This is a genomic window from Puia sp. (assembly GCF_035546395.1).
In the GTDB taxonomy this organism is placed as follows: Bacteria; Bacteroidota; Bacteroidia; order Chitinophagales; family Chitinophagaceae; genus Puia.
This window is the reverse complement of record NZ_DASZXR010000008.1, coordinates 337,484-359,563: the sequence shown is the minus strand read 5'-3', so window position 1 is coordinate 359,563 and position 22,080 is coordinate 337,484. Positions and strand designations below refer to the sequence as shown.

General features: G+C 51.5%; 12 protein-coding genes. 8 read left to right on the top strand and 4 right to left on the bottom strand.

The window, feature by feature from the left end; genetic code table 11:
• Positions 1–2 precede the first annotated feature (2 nt).
• From VHE34_RS09850 to VHE34_RS09840, 3 genes are read left to right on the top strand one after another with little or no spacing between them, the layout of a single operon-like run.
• Complete coding sequence (locus VHE34_RS09850) at positions 3–3,758, top strand: hypothetical protein (RefSeq protein ID WP_325587254.1); 3,756 nt, start codon at positions 3–5, stop codon at positions 3,756–3,758.
• A 5-nt stretch (positions 3,759–3,763) separates the two neighbouring features.
• Complete coding sequence (locus VHE34_RS09845) at positions 3,764–9,109, top strand: DUF6443 domain-containing protein (RefSeq protein ID WP_325587252.1); 5,346 nt, start codon at positions 3,764–3,766, stop codon at positions 9,107–9,109.
• An 11-nt stretch (positions 9,110–9,120) separates the two neighbouring features.
• Positions 9,121–9,789 (top strand): hypothetical protein, encoded by a 669-nt coding sequence (locus VHE34_RS09840; protein WP_325587250.1) that lies wholly within the window; start codon positions 9,121–9,123, stop codon positions 9,787–9,789.
• 260 nt (positions 9,790–10,049) lie between these two features.
• Here the strand turns inward: VHE34_RS09840 and VHE34_RS09835 are convergent, their stop codons facing one another.
• A complete protein-coding gene (locus VHE34_RS09835) occupies positions 10,050–12,536 on the bottom strand; it encodes an outer membrane beta-barrel protein (protein WP_325587248.1) in 2,487 nt (828 codons plus the stop codon).
• Positions 12,537–12,652: 116 nt separating this feature from the next.
• On the opposite strand from VHE34_RS09835, the gene VHE34_RS09830 reads away from it, so the two are divergent.
• Positions 12,653–13,003: an AraC family transcriptional regulator gene (locus VHE34_RS09830; RefSeq protein WP_325587246.1), complete on the top strand. Its 351-nt coding sequence runs from the start codon at positions 12,653–12,655 to the stop codon at positions 13,001–13,003.
• Here VHE34_RS09830 and VHE34_RS09825 read toward each other — a convergent pair.
• Entirely contained in the window at positions 12,951–14,783 is a 1,833-nt protein-coding gene (locus tag VHE34_RS09825; protein ID WP_325587243.1) for a glycoside hydrolase family 2 protein, read from the bottom strand. The two genes, VHE34_RS09830 and VHE34_RS09825, sit on opposite strands and share 53 nt — an antisense overlap.
• A 3-nt stretch (positions 14,784–14,786) precedes the next feature.
• Positions 14,787–15,281 (bottom strand): hypothetical protein, encoded by a 495-nt coding sequence (locus VHE34_RS09820; RefSeq protein WP_325587241.1) that lies wholly within the window; start codon positions 15,279–15,281, stop codon positions 14,787–14,789.
• 414 nt (positions 15,282–15,695) lie between these two features.
• Between VHE34_RS09820 and VHE34_RS09815 the strand changes: the two genes are divergently transcribed.
• The 4 genes from VHE34_RS09815 (at position 15,696) to VHE34_RS09800 (ending at position 21,381) form a co-directional block, all read left to right on the top strand.
• On the top strand, positions 15,696–18,830 hold the full coding sequence (locus tag VHE34_RS09815) for an NAD(P)/FAD-dependent oxidoreductase (RefSeq protein WP_325587239.1): 3,135 nt from the start codon (positions 15,696–15,698) through the stop codon (positions 18,828–18,830).
• Positions 18,827–20,353 (top strand): hypothetical protein, encoded by a 1,527-nt coding sequence (locus tag VHE34_RS09810; protein ID WP_325587237.1) that lies wholly within the window; start codon positions 18,827–18,829, stop codon positions 20,351–20,353. Before VHE34_RS09815 ends, VHE34_RS09810 begins: the two co-directional genes overlap by 4 nt.
• A complete protein-coding gene (locus VHE34_RS09805) occupies positions 20,319–20,810 on the top strand; it encodes a TlpA family protein disulfide reductase (protein WP_325587235.1) in 492 nt (163 codons plus the stop codon). Before VHE34_RS09810 ends, VHE34_RS09805 begins: the two co-directional genes overlap by 35 nt.
• Before the next feature lie 256 nt (positions 20,811–21,066).
• Positions 21,067–21,381 carry a hypothetical protein gene (locus VHE34_RS09800; RefSeq protein WP_325587233.1) on the top strand — a complete coding sequence of 105 codons (315 nt, stop codon included), beginning with the start codon at positions 21,067–21,069 and terminating at the stop codon, positions 21,379–21,381.
• A 459-nt stretch (positions 21,382–21,840) separates the two neighbouring features.
• On the opposite strand, the gene VHE34_RS09795 is transcribed toward VHE34_RS09800, so the two are convergent.
• Complete coding sequence (locus VHE34_RS09795) at positions 21,841–22,029, bottom strand: hypothetical protein (protein WP_325587231.1); 189 nt, start codon at positions 22,027–22,029, stop codon at positions 21,841–21,843.
• Positions 22,030–22,080 lie beyond the last annotated feature (51 nt).

The window sequence follows — 22,080 nt, the reverse complement described above, 5'->3', positions numbered from 1 at the left end:
ATATGTCATTGACCGCCATCAACCTCCGTAAAAAGAACCGCCGAATCGGCCGATCACTGGTCCTCGTCCTGGCGACCATCGGTTGGACCACCCAGGCCGCCGCCCAAAGCAATGCCAATAGCCCTTATATCCCGAACCTCATTCCCCCCTCCCCCAATGCGGCCGCGTTGATGAAGTTCACGGATGTGCCCGTCAGCACGTATACGGGAACGGCGGATGTGACGGTACCCCTCTACAATATCAGTCAAAAAGGTTTCCAGCTGCCGATCAGTATCGCTTATCACACCGGCGGCATAAAACTGAAGGAAGAAGCCAGTTGGGTTGGTCTTGGCTGGGCGTTGAACGCGGGGGGAATGGTTTCCCGGACGATCATGGGGAAGGACGATTTCGGGACCCAGGGATATATCTATTTTGGAGCGCCGGTACCCCAGCTCGCCGGTGATCTCAGCTATACGCAGCCGGTCCAGGCGCAAAATGCGCCGGTGATCAGCCCCTGGTTTTTCGACTTTTATTGCAATTACCTGGTGAGTACGACATCCGGAACAGAAGACTTCTGGGAGGCTTTCACCGGCGGCTCGGACGTCTACGATATGGAACCGGACATCTTCAGCTATAATTTTCCCGGGCACAGCGGCAAATTCATCCTCACCCGCGCAGGCAAGGTGGTGATGCAGAAGCAGGATAACGTCAGGATCCAGTACCAGGGTGGCAGAAACACCGTCACCTTCACCATCACCGATGACGAAGGAAACAGATACTTCTTCAACAATACCGAACTACAGGTGCTTGGCAGCCAGTCCTCGATCACTTCCTGGCTGCTATCGAAAGTGATCACCCAGGAGATGGACACGGTGACCTTCAATTACCAGAACGGGGGATCCACGACCAGCGTCGCGGCAGACTATAGCCAAACCTGGGGGACCTCCTATTGCACAGCCATGAACGGGCTCTCGACCACCCTCGGCAACCCTCAGGCCTATACGAACCAGACCCTGAAAAGCATCGACTTCTCCAATGGTCAGGTCCAATTCATATTCGATTCCACCCGGAACGATCTCACCGGCGCCTACCGGCTTGACTCCATCCGCATCTTTTCAAAGAACGCCGCCGGCGCCCTGACCTATCTGAAACAGGATAATCTTTACTATTCCTGGTTCAACCCCACCTACGGCGCGGTCGCGACCAACCCGGCGGAATATTACCGGTTGAAACTCGACAGCGTCAAAGAAGTTTCCGGGAGCTATTCCGCCCGGCCTTATTCCTTTGTCTACAACAATCCCGATCCGGGGAGCAATACGGCAAAACACTCCTATAATGTTGACCACTGGGGATATTATAACGGCGCCACCAATAGCGTGCTCATTCCATCCACGCAGGTGGAATACGATCCGATCGTCAACCAGGTCGGCTTCGGGATCATCGTCAATTATTCGGGGGCGAACCGTCAGCCCGATACCACTGCCATGAAGACCTTTTCGCTGCAACAGGTGACCTATCCCACGGGGGGTAAAACCGTCTTCGCCTATGAGGCCAATGATTATGACTATGCCAATTCGAGTTCCAGCAGCGGTTCGGCGATTCCCTATATCCAGACCATATCCATGGACAGCACGATGAGCTTCCAGAAGCACGGGCTGGTCAGCGGGACGATTGACCTCAGCAATGTCTACCCGGTGCTACAGCCGCTTTCCCCCTCGACCAATGTCAACGTCAGCATCGCCTTCCGCTACCAGAACAACAACACTTCCACCTACCACAATACGGTGGGGAAGATCTATTTCACGCTTGGGAGCACGAGCTGGGATATCAACGGGGCCACCTGCCAGCCCAATCAGCCGGTGTGCACATCCAACCTGGCCCTGAAGATGAACAACGCCGTGTACAACTGGTCCGCTTATATCGACCCGAGTATCGACACGGCCACCGTTTTCGCCGGTATCTATGTTTCGATCACCTACCAGGAGACCCAGCAGGTGTACAACCAACAAGAGAACAACAGTTTCATCTCCCCCGCCGCCGGTCTGCGGATCCATAGCGTCACGAACTACAAGGACGCCACCGGCATCGCCAGCAAAAAGATCTACACCTACACCTATCAACAGGATAAACTCGGAACCGGCACGCCCCAGCAATACAGTTACGGCCGGTTGATGTCGATCCCCTCCTATGCGCGGTACGCGATCACCAGCACCAGCCAGGGCGGGTACTGCCATCAGCTGGCCTTATTCGGCAGCAGCATCACCTCGCTTACCAGCATCAATACCGGGAATATCGTCGGCTATGACCAGGTGACGGAAACCACCGTTGACCCCGTCAGCGGGCAGGATATCGGCAAGACCGTCTACACCTATCACAACCAATCGGACACGATGATCCAATACAACGGGTACAGTATCCCCGGGGTTCAGAATATGGGCGACAACCTGAACGGCCTGCTCGTCTCGAAGACCGATTACTCCAACATCGGCGGGATCTATAACAAGGTAAAACAAACCAATAATTATTACCATAATACCAACCGGATCGTCTATTACAGCCCCAAATACCAGTTCTATGGCACCTCCGGCGCGGCGGGCTGCGTACCGGATACCGGCGTGGAGCACCAGACCGCGGCCTGGTTCTATCCGTCGATAAAATCCGAACGTATCCTGCTGGACTCGACCTACAATTATACGTATGACCAAAACAGCCCCGCCAATTTCCTGGTCACCGTCACCCGGAATTATTATGACAACCCCGCCCACTACCAGCCCACCCGGGAAAATGTCCAGGACAGCAAGGGCAATACGCTGGTCACGAAGCTGACCTATCCACAGGACTATATCCCCAACGGGAATACCTGGACAGGCAATACGGTGCTCGATACTATGATCAACCGGAACATGCTAGCCAGCAATATCGAGAAGCGGGACAGCCTCTATTATTCGGGTTCCCAAACCGGGTATGTCACCGGCGGCCGGTTGAACCTATACAAACTAATCACGGCCAACAACCATACCGTCGTGCAGGACAGAATCTACAAACTGGACCTGCAGGCGCCGGTGACCAATTTTCAACCCTTCTCCTTCACCGGCAATACCCTGAGCATGGACAGCCGGTATCGGCAAATGGTCAGCTTCGATAGCTACGATCCCCAAAACAACATCCAGCAGTACACCGGCGTGGATCAGATTCCAATCGCCATGATCTGGGACTATCGCAACCGTTACCCGATCGCCCAGGCCAAAAACGCGGCGCTCGCCGATGTAGCGGCAAGCAGTTTCGAGGCCGACGGGAAAGGGGGATGGACCTTTAGCGGCGGCCCTGTTGCCGATGCCACCGCGCCGACCGGTTCGATGTGTTACGGGCTTGCCTCCGGCAGCATCAGCAAATCCGGGCTGACCAGCGCCACGAGTTATGTGGTGTCCTATTGGAGTAAGACCGGCGCCAGTTACACCGTGACGGGCAGTACGGGCGTGAAGCAGGGAAAAACGATCAACGGCTGGACCTATTTTGAACATACCGTTACGGGCGTCGCCAGCGTCACGGTGTCGGGGAGTGGAAGCATCGACGAACTGCGGCTCTATCCTTCTACGGCGCAGATGACGACTTACACGTATACGCCCCTTGCCGGCATGACCAGTTCCTGCGACCCCGGCAACAGGATCAGCTATTATTTCTATGACGGGCTGCAACGGCTGAAATGGATAAAGGACCAGGACGGCAATATCATCAAGAGTTACCAATACCATTATATCGGCGGCAACACCCAATTTTAACAGTCATGAAGACCCCTCCTTCTATCAATATTTGGCGATCGCTTGCGATCCTCCTCGTACTCACCGGTTCGCTGTTGAGTTCCGTGCAGGCCCAGTTCTCGATCACCGGGCCCACCTGCGTCACCGCGGGCGTGCAGTACACCTATACCATCGCCGGCCCCTGGACCTCCGGCACGAATATCAACTGGTTTCAAACCACAGGAACCATCGTCGGCAATGGCAGCGGCACCCCGCAGCCACAGGTCACGGTCGTATTCAGCAGCAGCGGCGTGGTCAAGGTGACTACCACCAACCCCACCGGCTCCGCCACCCTGAATGTCAGTGTGATGACCGCGCTCGGCGGCGGCACGGTGAGCAATCCGGCACAAACCATCAACTATAACAAAATTCCGGCCTCCATTTTGTGCCCTGTGGCCACCGGGGGCAGTTGTTCCACCCCCAACTACGCCTATCAGTGGCAATCCAGTCCCAACAACAGCACCTATACCAATATCACGGGAGCGACTGGACAAAACCTGGTCTTTTCCTCTCCAATAACCGCGACGACCTATTATCGCCGGCAGGTGACCGAAACGGGTTCGGGCAGTACCGCCAATTCGACCGTAGCGACCGTAACGGTTTACCCGGCCCTGGTCACCGGGACGATCAGTCCTTCGAGCCAAACCGTCAACTATAACACGGCCGGGGCGCTGCTTACCCTCTCCGGCGTCTCGGGGGGCAGCGGAACCTACAGCTATCAATGGCAATCTTCCACGGATGCCATCATCTGGGTCCCCGTCGGGGGCGCCACGACGACCAGCTGTACACCGGCGCCGGCCACCATGAAAACGTATTACAGGGTGTCGGTGAAGAGCAATGGGGACAGCACTTCCAGTGCAAGCGCGACGGTCGACGTTTATCCGCAGGTGCTTGGCGGAACGCTTTCACCGGCCTTTAGCTCGGTGGCCACCGGCACCAGCCCCGGCGAGATCACCTCGACACCTGCCACCGGCGGCGCCGGCGGCTACACCTTCCAATGGCAAAGCTCGACAGACGGGGTCAATTTCACCGATATCAGCGGCATAACGACCCAATACTATACTCCCGGAGCCCTCAGTGCGCCGATTTGGTACCGTAGAAAGGTCACCTCCGCGGGCGACGTCGAATACTCCACCGTCGCGCAGGTGGTGATCGGAACCACCGCCCCCGACCTGAATTATATCACCAGCCGCACGGTTCAAAAGGCAGGTGTACCCGATTCCGCCAGCTTGTTAGCGCTCAGCAGCCCTTATGATGTTGCCCAGGTGAACCAGTATTTTGACGGCATCGGCCGGCCGATCCAGACCGTGGCCAAACAGCAGACGCCGCAGCAAAAAGACCTGGTGTCCGTCCAGGTGTACGACAATTACGGCCGGGAGGTCAACCAGTATCTTCCCTATCCCGCGTCCACCGCCGATGGGAATTACAAGGTCACGGCGATGGGGGATCAGTTCAATTTCAATAATGCGCAATATCCCGCGGAACAATTTTATTACGGGCAGGTGAGGATGGAGCCCTCGCCGGTGAGCCGGCCGGTGGCGACCTATGCTCCCGGGATCAACTGGGGTGGTTCACTCCGGGGGATCGTTCAGCAATACCTGCTGAATCAGGCGGCCGACAGTGTCCGACTCTGGAACATCGCCGCCGCGGCCGGCAGTATCCCCACCAGCACCGCGACCTATGCGGCAGGGACGCTGTTCAAAAATGTGACGACCGACGAGGCGGGCCATCAGACCATTGAATACAAGGACAAGTCGGGTCATACGATGCTGAAGAAACAACAGCTGGCGGCCAGCCCCGGTACGGCGCATGTCGGCTGGCTGTGTACGTATTATGTCTATGATGATGAGAATAATCTCCGGTTTGTGATCCCGCCTAAGGCCGTACAGCTGATCAATAGCAATTGGTCGATCTCTACCAGTATCTCCTTCGAGCTCTGTTTCCGATACGAATTCGACGCGCATGGTCATATGATCGTAAAGAAAAATCCGGGAGCGGGCGAGGAATGGATGGTGTACGATATTCGCGACCGGTTGGTGATGTCCCAGGATTCGGCGCTTCGCGTGTTGCAAAAATGGCAATACACCAAATACGATTCTCAGAACAGGCCGGATTCGACGGGTTTGATCACCGATCCCACGAATTACAATCATCTGACCTATTATGATACTACGGCCTTCAAGTCCAATAATTTTCCGGTGGTCGCCTCCTACACCAACGAGCTGCTGACGACGATCTTTTACGACAACTACAACTGGGTACCCGGAACCGGTCTTTCCGCTACGATGGCCACCAACGAGACTTCGAATGCGAACTACTTCTACACGACCTTCAATACGTCGCCCGTGTACGCCGTATCACTTACCCCCTCCTATATTACGCGGGGAATGCCCACCGGGGCCATGAAGAAAGTGATCGGGTCGGCCAGTCAATATCTGTACAGCGTCAACTTTTATGACGATCGGGGAAGGACCATCCAGACCCAAAATAGCAACTACACCGGCGGAATAGACACGCTGACCACGCAGTATGACTTTACCGGAAACCCCATCCGGACGCTGGAGGGACATCAGAAGAAGGGAAATACGGTGCAAAATCATCTCGTGTCGACAAAAATGGATTACGATCAGGCCAGGCGCGTCCGCCATCTCTATAAGAATATCGATAATGCGGTCGCCGATCAACTCATAGACAGTCTGCAGTACAACGAACTGGGTCAACTCCGCATAAAATTCCTCGGGAACAAGGTGGATAGCGTCATTTTCGACTATAATATCCGAGGTTGGGTTACCGGCATTAACAAGAGCTATGTAGCGGGTACGGCCAATCACTTTTTCGGGATGGAGTTGGGCTATGACAAAACGGCGTCCGTTGCCCAGGGAAACACGTATCTGGCCCCACAATATAACGGCAATATCGATGGCGCAGTATGGAAAAGCGCGGGTTCGGGCATCAATAGAAAATACGATTTCACTTACGACTATGTAAACCGCCTAACGGGAGCGGGCTACTTGCAAAATACGAGTGGTAGCAGCTGGGATAAGAATCAAATCGACTTCTCCGTCAGCAACCTTGCCTATGACGCCAATGGGAACATTTTGAGTATGAATCAGAATGGGTTCAAAGTGGGGGGGTCTTCTGCGATAGACTCGTTGGTGTACAGCTATCAGGCGAACAGCAACAAGTTGTCGCAGGTAAATGATCTCGCCAATAGCCCGACCACCCTGTTGGGGGATTTTCACTTTACCGGCACGAAAGGAAGCTTTGATTACACCTATGACGGGAATGGCAATTTGAACCTTGATAACAACAAGGCCATCGATAAGATTTCCTATAATTATCTGAACCTGCCGCAACTCGTACATATGAAATCCAAGGGCAACATTACCTATGTGTACGACGCAGCGGGAACAAGGCTTCAAAAAATAGTTGCCGACTCTCCAGCCAACAAAAAGACGGTAACAACCTACCTTTCGGGCTTCGTCTATCAAAGTACTTCAACCTTAACGGGCAGTGGGATAGATACTTTGCAATTTATATCACATGAAGAAGGGAAGGTGAGATGGTCCTTCCATAAATATCTATCCGGTAGCACAGCCTACAAATTTGAATACGACTTCTTTGAAAAGGATCATCTTGCCAACACAAGAATGGTGCTGACGCAGCAAAGAGACACTGTAAACTATATGGCAACCATGGAAGCGGCCTATCGTACGACGGAATCGCAGCTGTTTGCCAACATCGCCGCATCCTGTTATCCGCGCTCATCCGTCAGCGGCTATCCAACGGACAACACAACGGTGCCGAATGACAGTGTTGCCCGGGTAAACGGCAGCGGACAGCGCGCTGGGCCGAGCCTGCTGCTGAAAGTAATGAGCGGGGATACAATAAGCATGGCCGTAAAAAGCTTCTACAAAACAGGAACAAATTCCGCCCAAACCAGCTCCTTCAATGACATTTTGACCTCGTTGGCAAATGGGCTGGTGACAGCAACCGGGGGCTCACACGGGACCATCGCCAACCTTACGGCTTCCAACAGCGCGGTGTTTGCGGGCTTGACAAGCTTCCTGAACAGCGACGACCCGAATCCGGGAACCACCTACCCGAAAGCCTACCTGAATTGGATCTTCCTGGACGATCAGTTCAACTATGTAAGCGCCCTGAGCAGCGCCGTGGCGGCGGCAAGCAGCACGTACCCCGCCGGCCAACTGAATACAGTGGCGCCGGGCTCCGCCCTTAACATAAATCGCAACGGTTATTTGTATATTTGGGTGAGCAATGAGACGCAGGGTTGGGATGTGTTTTTTGACAATCTTTCCGTCTCACACCGGCAAGGCCCGGTACTCGAAGAGAATCACTTCTACCCATTTGGGCTCACGATGGCGGGAATCAGCGATAGGGCATTGAAAGCCAACTACAATGAAAACAAATATAAGTTCAATGGAAAAGAACTCCAGAATAAGGAGTTCTCCGACGGAACGGGGCTGGAATCGTATGATTACGGGGCGAGAATGTACGATCCTCAGATAGGCAGAATGTGGACCATTGATCCTCATACAGACCGGTATCAAGGCTGGACGCCCTACAACTACACGTTCAACAACCCTGTTATCTTTACCGATCCGGACGGCAAAGACGGTGAAGTGACCTACACGCAGGGCCAGGGAACAAAGAAAGACCCGAATGTCATTACGATCAAAGCCAACTACTATTATAATACGAATGATTTATCGGATAAACAGGTCAAGGCCTTGAACGCTTCAATAGCCGAGTACAACGGCACTACAACCACAACGGGTAAAGCAAAGGATGGCACTTACACGGTGATAAAATATGAACTTAGCGCGAAAGGATTTGATAATGCTGCAGATGCAAAGAAAGCTGCCGACGGGGATACCTTTACCAACTCTTTTGGAGGTGGAGGAAAGTTTGGGAATATCGTCACGACGACCAACGAGGAGCCAAAAGAAACGGAGGAAGGCAAGACACCCCTGGGCAAAGCTACCGGTTACAGGATCACGTTATTCAACGCAAATATTAAAAAAGCCGCCGATGCCGGGAATGACGAGGATAAAATGCTGCAGAATATCTTTAACCATGAAATAGGGCATAATTTAGGAGCAGAACATGGCGATGCCAGCCCGATGGCGGCCACCATGAACTTTGGGATGAAAAAACCGGACTGCGTGCTAGGTGATTGTTGGGTTCCTAATGTCCCTGATGCGCCGGTTTCGAGCAAATTAGCCCCGATCTTGTTGAATAGAATCGACCATCCCATCGATAGAAAATATCTATTTTATGTTCAGGGGGCAGCGCCTCCTCCCGGAAAATAAAAGACTAAACGATGAGAAGAATCTTGATGCTGTCTTTACTGGTATTGTCGGCCCGCATCTTTGCAATCGGCGCCGATACCACCAGGGAAGCAAGATGCGGTTGCACCGATAGTTTGTTCTTTGACGGATACTACGTCGTGCTTTATACAAAAGCCGACATAAACAGGATGGGAAAAAACAGGAAAAGGCGGCTGGAGGGCAAATCGTTTCAGGTGCCTTATGAGTCATCGGCACTCCGTTTTTTTGTCAGTAAAGACAGCGTAGCGGACAGAAACTTTGCCGCGATCATCGATGAACTGCCAAAAAGGGATAAAAAGGAGGTTTTTATCGAGTGCACGGCGGACTATGCCGAGGAACTCGGGAAAGCATTCTGTGGACAGGCCGGCGGCGGGATCCGCTGCGCGTGGCCAAATCTGCCGTCCGGCAATCGCTATTTCACCGCCGGCAAAAAAAGCCCCTATTGCTTTCGGCTCTTTGAACTCTCCGGGTGGTTTGTAAGACTCCGGATCGACAACGAGGATAAACGGAATGCAGTCGGCAAAAAGTTGCGGTTGATAGACCCTCGTTTAAAAAACTTTGATGCCTATTTTTTCGTAGGGTATACCCACTTTTCAGCGGGGGCTCCTTCCCTGGGCAACCAGGTGCATTTTTGGAAGGAAGTGCTTCCCATATTCGATTAAAATAGCAGAACTTCCCTTCTTCGATTCGGCCTGCGCTTTGGCGCCCCAATCGATCTTTTGGATACCGTCTCCGCTGTCAGTTTCGCCGCCTCTCCAGGGTGAAATTTCCATTCGTTCCGTAGCCGAGCAGCCGTTTACCACTGCCCGCGGCCGATTGCAGGTGCGACAAAGGTCAGGCGCCCGGGGTGCTGATACATAGCTGACATAATTGGCATCAGGGCTAATGGCCGCGGGCAGCAGCTCAGTAAACACGCCCCGCATCATTTCCTTTTCCATTTATGATCAAACCGATACGCCGCGCCAAGCAGCCAATACCGGCCCAGGATATTCGTGGAAGTTTGGGTAACGATATTTCCGGTATTGGACCGGCCGATCCCCGCATTGCTGTTCAGGATATTGTTGAACTGGAACCTGACCTCCAACCGGTTCTCCAGGAAATTCCGGCCAAGGGCGGCATTCCAGTAAGCCGTCGAGGTACTGGTTGGGAAGCTGGCCGATCGCCCCTGCGCGTTGTAGACAAGATTGGTGGTCAGATTGAAATCTTTGATGAGGAAAAGACTGAAGTTGGCATTGTAGTTTTGTGTCCAGTAATGAACGGGCGCGCTGGCATTGACACTGCTCTTCTGGCTGAAATATCCATAGTTGGCCCCTAGTTGCGCCGAGTACTTCCCCGTTACATAGCGTCCCAGGTTGACCCCGCCCGCGCCGTTGAAGGCCGTGTTGCGGTTGAGGTCCGCGTTCACATAGTTGACCGACCGGCTAACGTTCGCGTTGCTATGCAACGAAACATCGATATCCCCGAATCTGCGGTCCACGGATAGGTTAAAATTGACCGACCGGCCGCCGTCGACATTCACGGGCTGACTGACCTGTCTGCCCAGGGTATCGGTCGTCGTCTTTGTGCTGATGGCATTGCTGGCCAGCGCCAGGTTGCCGGAGATGTTCAGGTTCCAGGTCTTGAAGCGGTGAAATTCCCATTCGATAGTCTGGTTGAAAGCGGGACGAAGGTCCGGATTGCCCAGGGTCAGATGCAGCGGATCGCTATTGTTGGTCACCGGCTGCAGCTGGGTGATCGCCGGTTGCTGGGTGGAGGCCGAATACCCGAAAACAAAACTTAAGGCCGGATTCGGCGTGTAGGTGAGCCGCGCCCGCGGCGCCCAGTTCCAGTAGTTCCAATGCTGGAGCGACTTGGCCAGCAGGTCTTGTTGCCGGTAGCTGAACCCCAGCCAGCTATTGCCTATGCTATAGCTCAATACCTTATTGCTTCCTTGCAGGATGATCGCCGCATTTTGAATGACGGTTTTCGTCTGGTAATAACTGCTCAGGCTATCGATGCGCAGATCGTATTTGCCCCCGTTCCGGCCGTAGCTGGCCTGTAACGGTTTGTCGCCCGATAAATAGGCCCCGTAGCTAAATCCCAGGGTCGCATCTTTCCACAGGGGCTCCGCATAGTTGAGTCCACCGCCGAGGTTGGTCGTGTGGCTCGCGATAGCCTTGCGCTGATCCACAGTATCCTGGCTTTGAACGCCGCCATTTTGATAAAATCGGTTCAACGAATAAAGATACCCGTCCGTCACATTATCGATCCTGCCGCCGCCAAAATTGAACGACAGCACATGGTCCGCGTTTTTCCCCATGCCGATGCGCCACGACATGCCGGTGTTGAAATGTTGCCCATTCACCTTGTCCCGGATGGTCCGCTCGCCGCTGTTTTGCAGCGTATCATTGAGACTACTGCCGGTCCTGGCCTCCAGTTGATTGATGCCATTGGACTTACTCGTTTCAAAAGTCATCTCCAGCGCCGTTCGCTTCGAAGACGCCCAATCGAACATGCCATACAACAGTTGCTGATCCTGCGTGTTATCTGAGGCGCTCCATTGGGACTGGCCAAAAATGCCGCCCGGAAGGGTTTCAACGCTGGTCGTCGTCGTCAGCGGCTCCGTGGCGGAATGACTGAACTGGTAGTTGGTCGTAAGATGATCCTTGCTGTCCCGCCAGGCATTCCCGTAGTGGGCGGCAGCGGCCTCGTACCGGGGAATACCCGCTCCCGCCGACGCGCCCAATGGATCGCCGATAATATTGTAGCTGATGATCCGCCCTGAACCGGTCCCGTTGATATCCATTCCCGCTGCTCCGGTATTGGCGGCCTGACCAAGCACCATGAATTGCTCCTTATCCCGGAATGCTGCCAGGAACCCATCCGCGCTATGGTATCCTTCGGTGTCGCCGCCCGCCTCCCCCTTACCGAAATAGCCGTTCTTTTCGCTTTCCTTCATGATAAGATTGAGCGTCTTCGTCCGGGTCCCGTCGTCGATGCCCGTGAAACGCGCGTGGTCGCTCTTTCGGTTGAGGATCTGGACGCGGGCGATCTTGCTTCCGTCGAAGTTCCGGGTAATCAGCGTTGGGTCGGAGGCGAAAATGTCCTCGCCGTCCACCAGTAATTTGTCGATTTTCTCCCCGTTATAATAAACGGCGCCGCTGGGGTCGATCCGCAGGCCGGGAAGCCGTCCCAGCATATCCTCCACCGTTGCATGCATCCGCAGCCGCATATTCTCCGTATTGTATTCTACGGTATCCGTCTTCACCCGCGGACGGGGCTTCGACGAGACGATCACGGCGCGGAGGCTGTCGATCCTGGGCAGTGTAGTATCCCGTGGATTGTTTGGAATTGGCCTTCCCTGTGCCCAATCCAGCAGACTGGCAAGGACCAGGAATAGGAAGAGGGAAAAATGCCTGAGTGGAAACACCTTTTTTCATTCAGGCCGCCAAACTAATTCATCTCGCTGCGAGTTCAACGCAGCAGCTACGCTTACTTTTCCGGCGCAATGCGTGCTCGGGGTTAGTAGTAGAAAATCAGATGCTAATGAAAAGAAAAGATGCGTTGTTGATCGAAAAGATCAGGGACTATCTGGATGAGAACCTATATGAAGAGCATTCAATACAGGACATCTGCCGCCGCTTCACCATCAACCGGGAGAAGCTGCAGACCGGATTCCATGCTCTTGTCCATCGAACGGTTCATTCCTACATCATTTACCAGCGCATAAGCCGCGCTGCCCTTCGGCTATTGGAAACGGATGATTCGATCAAGGCGATTGCCCTTGACAGCGGTTATAAGAAACAACGCAGTTTCAACAAGACCTTCAAGGGCATCTATAACCTTACTCCCGCCTCGTACCGCCGGCTGCATCAGCAACGTGTGGATTCGAAGTGATGGTAGAGGGTACGAGCAACCGGTTGGCGGCCCGCAAGCTGTCCACCGGGATCTTGAATACTTCCCGGTCGTAGGTGATCAACCCGTTCTCTTCAATCTCTACATCAAAAGGTTGAGTATAGATGGAAGCCGACAATCCCTCCTGCTCGAATATTTGCAAATGCCGGAGCAGGAAATCGTATTTTCTGGCGATCTCGGCCTTGCTTGTCTGGATATAGCCCCAGCCTTGTGTGGCGTTCCATTGATGGCCCGGCGTGGGCACCCGGACGCCGCCCCATTCTCCCAGGGCCCTTGCTTTACCGGGCAGGTAGGGCGCAATACCGGGACCGGGATATTCATGGACATCCGTTAGATCGGAATCGAACCATTTATAGGCCGGGTCGGCGGGCGCCGTTTGATCATAGTTCTCACCGGTGTGGCCATCTACAAGACGGCTGGGATCCGTCTTTTTAACCCACTTGGTCAGTCGCTCCTGGTCATATCGGTTCCAACCTTCGTTGAATAATACCCAGCAGACGATGGAAGGAGAATTGTGCAGTTGTTCGATGTTCTCCGCGTTCTCCCGCTCGAATTCCTTCCGTCCTTCCGGCGAAAGGTTTCCGGGATAGGGCATGTCCTGCCATACCAACATTCCAATGCGGTCGCAGTGATAATACCAACGGGCTGGCTCGATCTTGATATGCTTCCGGATAGTATTGAATCCCATCGACTTGATCGCTTCGATATCCCATTTCAGGGCCGCGTCTGTCGGCGCCGTATAGAGGCCATCCGGCCAGTATCCCTGGTCGAGCACTCCGAGATTGAACGTGTAGCGGTTGTTCAGGAAGATCCGCTCCTGTCCCTCGGCATCCTTCCGGATCTCGATCTTGCGCATACCAAAATAGCTCTTCACCTCATCGACGACCTTTCCTTTGTTGAGCAAACGGACCGATAGATCGTACAAGAAGGGACTGTCGGGAGACCAAAGGCGCAGGTCTGCCAGTTTCAGCTGTAGTCGCTGGTTGGCCGGTCCTTTTATAACGCTGCCGTCACTGGCCATGGCTTCCACCTCCAGCTCTTTACCTGCAGCGCAATTCACGGTCAGATTCAGGCATTGACCGTCCACATCGGGCGTCATGGTCAAAGAATGGATGTACTGTTCCGGCACGATTTCCATCCACACGGTTTGCCAGACGCCGCTCGCCGCAGTGTACATGATGCCAGCGGGATGAAGTGATTGTTTTCCATGCGGATTTATCCCATCGTCCGTGGGATCCCAGATGGCAACGGAGATCTCGTTTGCGCCCTTTTTAACCAAGCCGGTTATATCACAGGTAAATTCCTGGTAGCCGCCGGTGTGCTCACCAGCCGGCTTACCGTTCACCAAAACCCTGGCCTGGAAATCGACAGCCCCAAAATGCAGCAGGTACCGGCGGTTGTGTTCTATCTTATTAAGTGAGAGGTGCCGATGATACCAAAGCTCCTGAGTGGGTTGAAGGGCCTTTTTTACACCGGACAAGGCGCTTTCCAGGGGATAAGGGACAAGAATCTTGCCGTCGTATTTCATGCCAACCGCCGATTTTCCCGAATCCGTGATGGCGTAATCCCAAAGCCCGTTCAAGTTGACCCACTCCGGCCGTACCAACTGCGGCCGCGGATACTCGGGTAATGCGTTTGCCGGTCCAACTTCCTTGCTCCATCGGGTGGGGAGAGTAAGAGCTGCCGGATGCCAGGACTCCTGTGCCTGGACGAAAAAAGCGAGCAAAATAAGCGCGAATGTGATAGTTCGTTTTGCATTCATGAATTAATCTTGTTTGGTATAGACCGCCTTAATGGAATAGTTGCCATTGCTGACCGTACTGACCGTCCGAACGATTTGTAGCGTCCGATCGCTATCGGACAAGGTCCAGACCTCCTTCGAAGTTAGTGGATATACTACTCCCGGGATCGCGGCGCTATCGAGGATGTAAGATGCACTTTCTTCCATAGACAGTCCGCCAGTGACAAATTCAACCGCAGCCATTTTGGTCCCACCGTAAAACCTTACCTGGGCCGCCATCCCATTCATCGGCAAGCCCTCCAGAACATGTGTGGTCCCGATCCGTTCAATGAAGATACTGTCCTTCCGTTGATCTACTTTGATACTATTAGAAGCTGCCGAGGCCGGGATATTCCCCAACTCAGTTCGTTGCTGATCCAACTGCCAGCTCCCGGAGAAATTTGCCTTTTGTGCGTAGCATATCCTTCCCGGTGCAAGGAGACTAATCGTGATAATGCTCGTCCCAACAAGAGATCTCATTTTCATATTCAAAATTGATTTATGGCTTTCAATTCGTTATCTGACAATTGATTATAAAGTCAGAAAAGTAATGGGGGTTTAAAATCGGCAACATCCCAAGCTTATTACTCCTACCGGAACTGATCCTTTCAGCCTTGCTGTTCCTTTTTTTGCAGTGCGCCGCTCACCTAAATATTCGCACTTATTTTTTATGACGCATGGTAAACCATTTAGTGCCTTAAGTGCACCTTTTAAATTTGTTAAGCGCCGCACATCCATTGTATCTTGCATCCAGTTAATCACATTAAACCTTTTCCGCCATGATCAGACAAACTATTTACCGACCAGGCGAATGCGATTATTCAGGCAACAGTTTCCGCCTCCTTTAATTTCTACTCCTTTTACAGATTCCCCTTTCACTAAAAAAAATTATGCATGCCTACCAAAGCCATTATTATTGGCGCAGGACCGGCCGGCTTGACCGCGGCCTATGAACTCTTGCAACATACCGATATTATTCCCATTGTCCTGGAAAAGTCAGGAGATATCGGCGGGATATCTAAAACGGTGAATTACAAAGGGAATCGAATGGATATCGGGGGACATCGCTTTTTCTCCAAATCGGACCGGGTAATGCAGTGGTGGCTAAATATAATGCCAGTCCAACCAATGGAAGAACAGCAATTCACGGTAACCTATCAGCGACACTCCAGGACGATTAAAAAAATGGAAACCTGCGGCCGGCAGGAGAATACCTCCGATCTCGTGATGCTGGTGAGAAACCGCCTTTCCAGGATTTATTTCTTAAGAAAATTCTTCAGTTATCCGATTCAATTGTCTTTGGATACGCTTCGCAAACTTGGATTGGCGCGAACTCTGGGCATTCTTGTTTCGTATAGTAAGGCAAGACTATTCCCAAGAAAACCCGAGAAAAGTCTGGAAGACTTCTTCATCAATCGTTTTGGCGAAAAGCTCTACCGACTCTTCTTCAAGGACTATACGGAAAAGGTTTGGGGCGTCCCGTGTACGAAGATATCTTCGGAATGGGGCGCACAGCGCATCAAAGGCATTTCCATTGCCAAAGCAATTGCGCATGCAGTCAAATCCTTTAAGCCCAAACCCAAGGTCGGCAAAAATGATATCAGTCAGAAAGGCACCGAGACTAGTCTGATCGAACGGTTCCTCTATCCGAAATTTGGCCCCGGTCAGCTTTGGGAAGAAGTAGCCCGACAGGTACAGGAAAAAGGGGGGCAAGTAATCTTTCATCAGGATGTTCGCGCCATTGAAATGGACGGGGAACAGGTCACCGCCGTTACTACGCTCGACGCGCAAACTGGTCAATCGCGCATCTGGGAAGGCGACTATTTCTTTTCCACTATGCCGGTTAAGGAACTGATCGCTGCGATGGGGAAAGAAGTTCCGGCCAATGTGCAGGAGACTGCATCCGGTCTACAATACAGGGACTTTATTACAGTTGGGATGCTTCTGCGAAAGATGGTACCGCCAAAAGGTGATGCAGCCGACGCGCCTTCGGGAATCCTCCCAGACACCTGGATTTATATCCAGGAGAAAGACGTCCGGGTTGGACGGCTGCAACTATTCAATAACTGGAGCCCCTTCATGGTAAAGGACCCAAATACCGTATGGATTGGGATGGAGTATTTCTGTAACACGACGGACGCTTTCTGGCAGCTTTCGGACGAGGAGATCAAGGTCCAGGCTGTTTCAGAGTTGGCAAAGATGGGCTTGGCAGATAGTGTCGATGTCCTCGACACCAACGTCCTGCGGGTAGAAAAAACTTATCCGGCCTATTTTGGCACCTATGAACGCTTCGAGGAAGTCAAACAATTTACCGACCGCTTTGCCAATCTCTTCCTGGTCGGTCGAAATGGAATGCACAAATACAACAATTCTGACCATTCCATGCTGACTGCCATGGTGTCCGTCGACAATATCCGTAAGGGCATCTCCACTAAGGATAATATTTGGAGCATCAACACCGAACAAGAGTATCATGAGGAAAAGGTCCAAGAAAAGACGGAGGTACCTGCACGTGCTGCTGCGTCCGTTGCAGTGCCCGGACAGAGGGAAGGTTTCAAGGACTATTTATTCAAAGACCGCCGGAATAAGCCCTTTCTCTGGACGGCCGGCATCGCCATAATCCTGCAATTTGCAATTTTTAAGCATTTTTACCCTCTGGCCGGTTTTATCAGTGGGGATTCCTACGTATATCTTGAAACGGCTTACGGCAACTTCGATATAAACACCTATCCAACCGGCTATTCTAAATTCCTGCGCATCTTTAGTGTCTTTTCGAATTCCGATTTTGCGCTGGTCGCTTTCCAGTACCTAATGTTTCAGGCTAGCTCGCTCTTTTTCCTATTCACCTGCTTCTATTTTTACCGGCCAGGCCGGATGGTGCGATGGCTCTTGTTCGTATTTGTCGTCTTCAACCCCGTATTTCTTTACCTGGGCAATTACGTACTTAGCGACGCTCTCTTTATCCCCTTGAGTATTAGCTGGTTCACTCTCTTGTTGTGGATTCTCCATCGGCCAACCACCCGATTGCTCATTGTCCAAGCCATAATCCTCTTCTTGGCCTTCACTGTTCGATACAATGCTTTGTTCTATCCGTTGGTCGGCGCTATTGCGCTACTTCTTTCAAGGCAGCGGATTTGGATAAAGCTGGCAGCCATTTCCGGCAGCTTTCTGTTGATCGGCTCATTTGTCTTGTTCATTAGTTCACGCTATAAGGAATTTGTTGGCATCTGGGAGTTCACCCCTTTCAGCGGGTGGCAGATCGCCAATAACGCCATGTATGCTTATCGATACGTGGACCATGACAAACTCGTCATCCCCCCGCCCCATTTCCGCGAACTCGACCGCATGGTCCGGACCTATTTCGATTCCACTAGGGACACCAAAAAGCACCCAGAGTCGATGCTCGTGGCCAGTACCGTTTACATGTGGGATCCCAGTTCACCCCTACAGAAATACATGGACCTGCAATTTAAAACAGACAGTATAGCCAAACCCCTTAAAAGATGGGCCACCGTGGCGCCGCTATATGCTGAATACGGCAAATGGCTGGTTCGGACTTATCCACTCGAATACGCTGCCCACTATCTATTGCCAAACGCGTTGAAATACTATACCCCACCCGTTGAATTTCTAGAGACTTATAACATGGGAATAGATAGCGTTGCCGGCATAGCCCAGATGTGGTTTCATTGGAAATCGCCCAAGGTCAAAACCCTGATGAAGGATTTTAATGTATCAACCCTTAATTGGTTTCCGATCGTCATCGGTGTATTAAATGTCCTCTTTTTGCTCAGCACACTATTTTATGGCATCCTCAACGGAATTAAAAACGATAATCGACTAGGACAAATTCTTTGGTTAACGATAGGCCTCTGGATCGTCAATTTCGGGTTTAGCGTTTACGCCTCACCTATTGCTCTTCGCTTCCAATTATTTCCGGTCCTAATATATATAACAGTAGCATGTCTACTTCTGGAATCCATCTGGAAAGCTGCCTTTTCATCCGCCATTAATACTTCGGTTTTATGATTCAGCAACTCACATCCCATCCTTTTAAACACTGGGCCTGGAATGACCGGGAAAACAGGACTTTGATCGCAGTTTTTGCTATCATTTCGATCGCAGCTTTCATTTGGCTAAAAGTGCTCTATCCGTTCCCCAACTTCCTACCTGATTCCTACTCCTACCTGACGGCCGCATACAACAATCAGTCAATCAATATTTGGCCTATCGGCTATTCAATGTTCTTGCGTCTTTTCAGCAGTTTCACCCGTTCCGATACCGCTTTAGTCTTTTCCCAATATTTTCTGCTTCAAGGCTGCCTACTTTATTTTCTGCTTACGCTTCGGTATTGGCTATCCCCATCGAAATGGACTTTCCGGATCATGCTCATTTGTTGTGTTGCGAATCCTCTGTCTCTTCTCATCAGCAATTTCGTCGCTAGTGATGCGGTCTTCGCTTCTCTAAGCCTTATTTGGCTCGCTCAACTCCTCACTATCCCCTTTCGGCCCACCATCAATTTATTAATCCGCCACGCAATAGTTGTTGTACTCGCCATCTTAGTCCGTCACAACGCGTTATATTATCCATTCGTAAGTCTGGCCTGCATCGCTTTTGCCATCAAACCCATAAAAATCAAACTGGTTGGGATAGCAGCCATGTTCACGCTGGTAGGAAGCATGGCAGGCCATTCGCTATATCACTATCGCCAACTCTCCGGCAAGGCCCAATTCTCCGCTTTTGGCGGTTGGCAACTCGCAAGCAACGCACTTTATGTTTATGCTCATGTTGAGCGCGAGGACGCTGTTGATGACGTCCCCAAACCGCTCCAACCTTTGCACCGTTTGGTAAACCTCCACCTCGACTCTCTCAAAAAACTTCCTTTCCGCCCAGATCTCCAACTGGGTATTTACTATCTCTGGGATGAAAAGGCCCCCTTAAAGGAATATCTTCGTCAGAAATGGGCAAAGGATTCGACCACCGACTTACTCACCAGATGGGCCTCTATGGGCCCGCTTTATGCCAAATATGGCGCCTGGTTGATTCGCCGCCACAGTGCGGGCTATCTGCGCTATTTCATTTGGCCAAATTTGGTTCGCTACTATACTCCCGACCCTGAATTTATACACTCCTATAACATGGGCAGTGACTCAGTAGAAGAAATTGCCCGCTTTTGGTTTCATTATAAAAGCACAAGAGTCCACGCGGCTACCAAAGACATTTCCTTGGCAGATGCTTTCCCTATTGTTCTAGCTCTCATTAACGTCCTATTCATATTATCATTCATCGGTTTTGCGTTCGTTGGAGGATTCCGTGATGCGCGTTTCGGTCTTCGCCGAGCTCTTCTTTTGATAGGGGTCGTTTGGCTGATCAATATGGGATTCAGTGTCCTAGCTTCGCCCATCGTCCTTCGTTACCAGTTGTTTCCCTTGTTCTTTACGCTAAGTTTCGCTGCCTTACTCTTAGAGTACATTATCCATCGAAGCACTTCCTCGAGTCAATCTTCAACGATTCATCATGAAACCTATCGCCAATCTATTGCTGTTAGTTAGCCTGGTTGCCTGTTCAAATCCCAACCGAGTGCGCACTGGCTTGGAAGGGAAACCGTTACCGGCATTCAATTTATCGCTACCTGATAGCACAACTAAATTCAATACTTCCCAAATACCTGTCGGGCGACCAGTTATCCTATTTTATTTCGGTCCATATTGCCCGTATTCTAAAGCTGAGATGGCAGACATCCTCGCGAATATGCCTTTCTTAAAAAATGTTCGTATCTACCTGATTACCACCGCTACCCATTCCGATATGATGTCCTGGCAAAAGATCTACCGTTTGGGAAATTATCCAAATATAATTCTAGGCAGAGACACGACTGACTTCTTCGGACACTATTTCAACACCATGGGCGTACCTTATCTCGCTGTCTATGACCATCAAAAACATCTGAAGGAACTCCTTATGGGAAAAATGGATTTCGAAACACTTAAAGAAAGCGTTTCGCCATAAAATATTTTTGCGCAAAAATTACCTGTACCAGCCTGATCAGTTGGTCCAGGAAAATCCGTCCAACTCCGCAGTCTTGCGATATCGACGGCATTCCTTTCTAGCTTATGGCCAGTGCACTGTCCTACAAGGAAGGGAGTGAGTACAAGTCGGGCGAAACCCGGCATTCACTGGGGCAGCCGAAAACCAGCAGAACAGAGTAGGCACATTGTACATCCCGGTAAAGTTTCGCTTTTTGATCCTAAAAAGCACCTTAGTTATGAAAAGAGCAAAAATCATGTTGATGGCCATCGCCGTATTCGGCGTCGTTGGCGGCGCATTGGCTTTCAAATCTTCGAAGTTTTTCAGTGGAACGTTTTACATTTGTACGACTACCACCAACGCAACGACTCAGTTGTACTGCACAGCCCCTGGCGTAACGACGGTAAACAATGGCATACCGCTCGTGGGGGTAAAAACGGTGTATGCGTCAACTACTTCACCGCTCGGCACCTGTCCCCATACAGTTGGTGCTCGCACCATTTACTGTACGACCCCTATTGCATTACAAGCATTTAGTCAAGCAGGGGAATAACAGTTGAATCTCACCACAGCGGTTCTGCCTCTTTTTAAGAGGTAGAACCGCTATCTCTTTCTTAAAATTGCGTTTTGTCTTTGTCTTGTCCTGATTTAGGTTGTCAAAATTGGTTGTAGTAATCAATAAACCATGCCATACTATAAGCTTAATCTTCCAGGATCGAAAGCTGCCTTGTCAGCAGGTATGAAGGTAAAACTCTTTATGGAAGTGATGCGCTAAACGGAGATAATCCATGCCCCAAGACTGTCGAAGAACTTCAGGAAACCATTCGCTTCGTCCAACTCAGGATCACCGCCCCTGGAGACGCTCATCGGCCGAAGAGGAGGAATTTCTCAACTCCATCTAAAAAAGCTCGACGCAAAATAGTAGTTAAGCTCAGAAACCTGTCACCGACTTCACCACGCGGCAACTCTGCGAGCTGTTTTTGCTATTCCCGAGGGCCCACTAAAAATTCTATCAAAGGAAAAGATTGCATATCAGCAGGCTGCCGTCGTTATCAAACTCGTCAACGATATCCGATCCACTCTTCCCTAAGTCCGCACAAATGAACTCTATCAATTGCTCAAACCTCCGCTCAGCAACCACGGGATCAAAATAGGAAGATACAAACTTTTCCAACTGCTTGTCGACCACGAACCTGCTCATTCAAAAAAAGAAACGAAAGCCCGTCACTACTGATTTATCGCATCCCATATT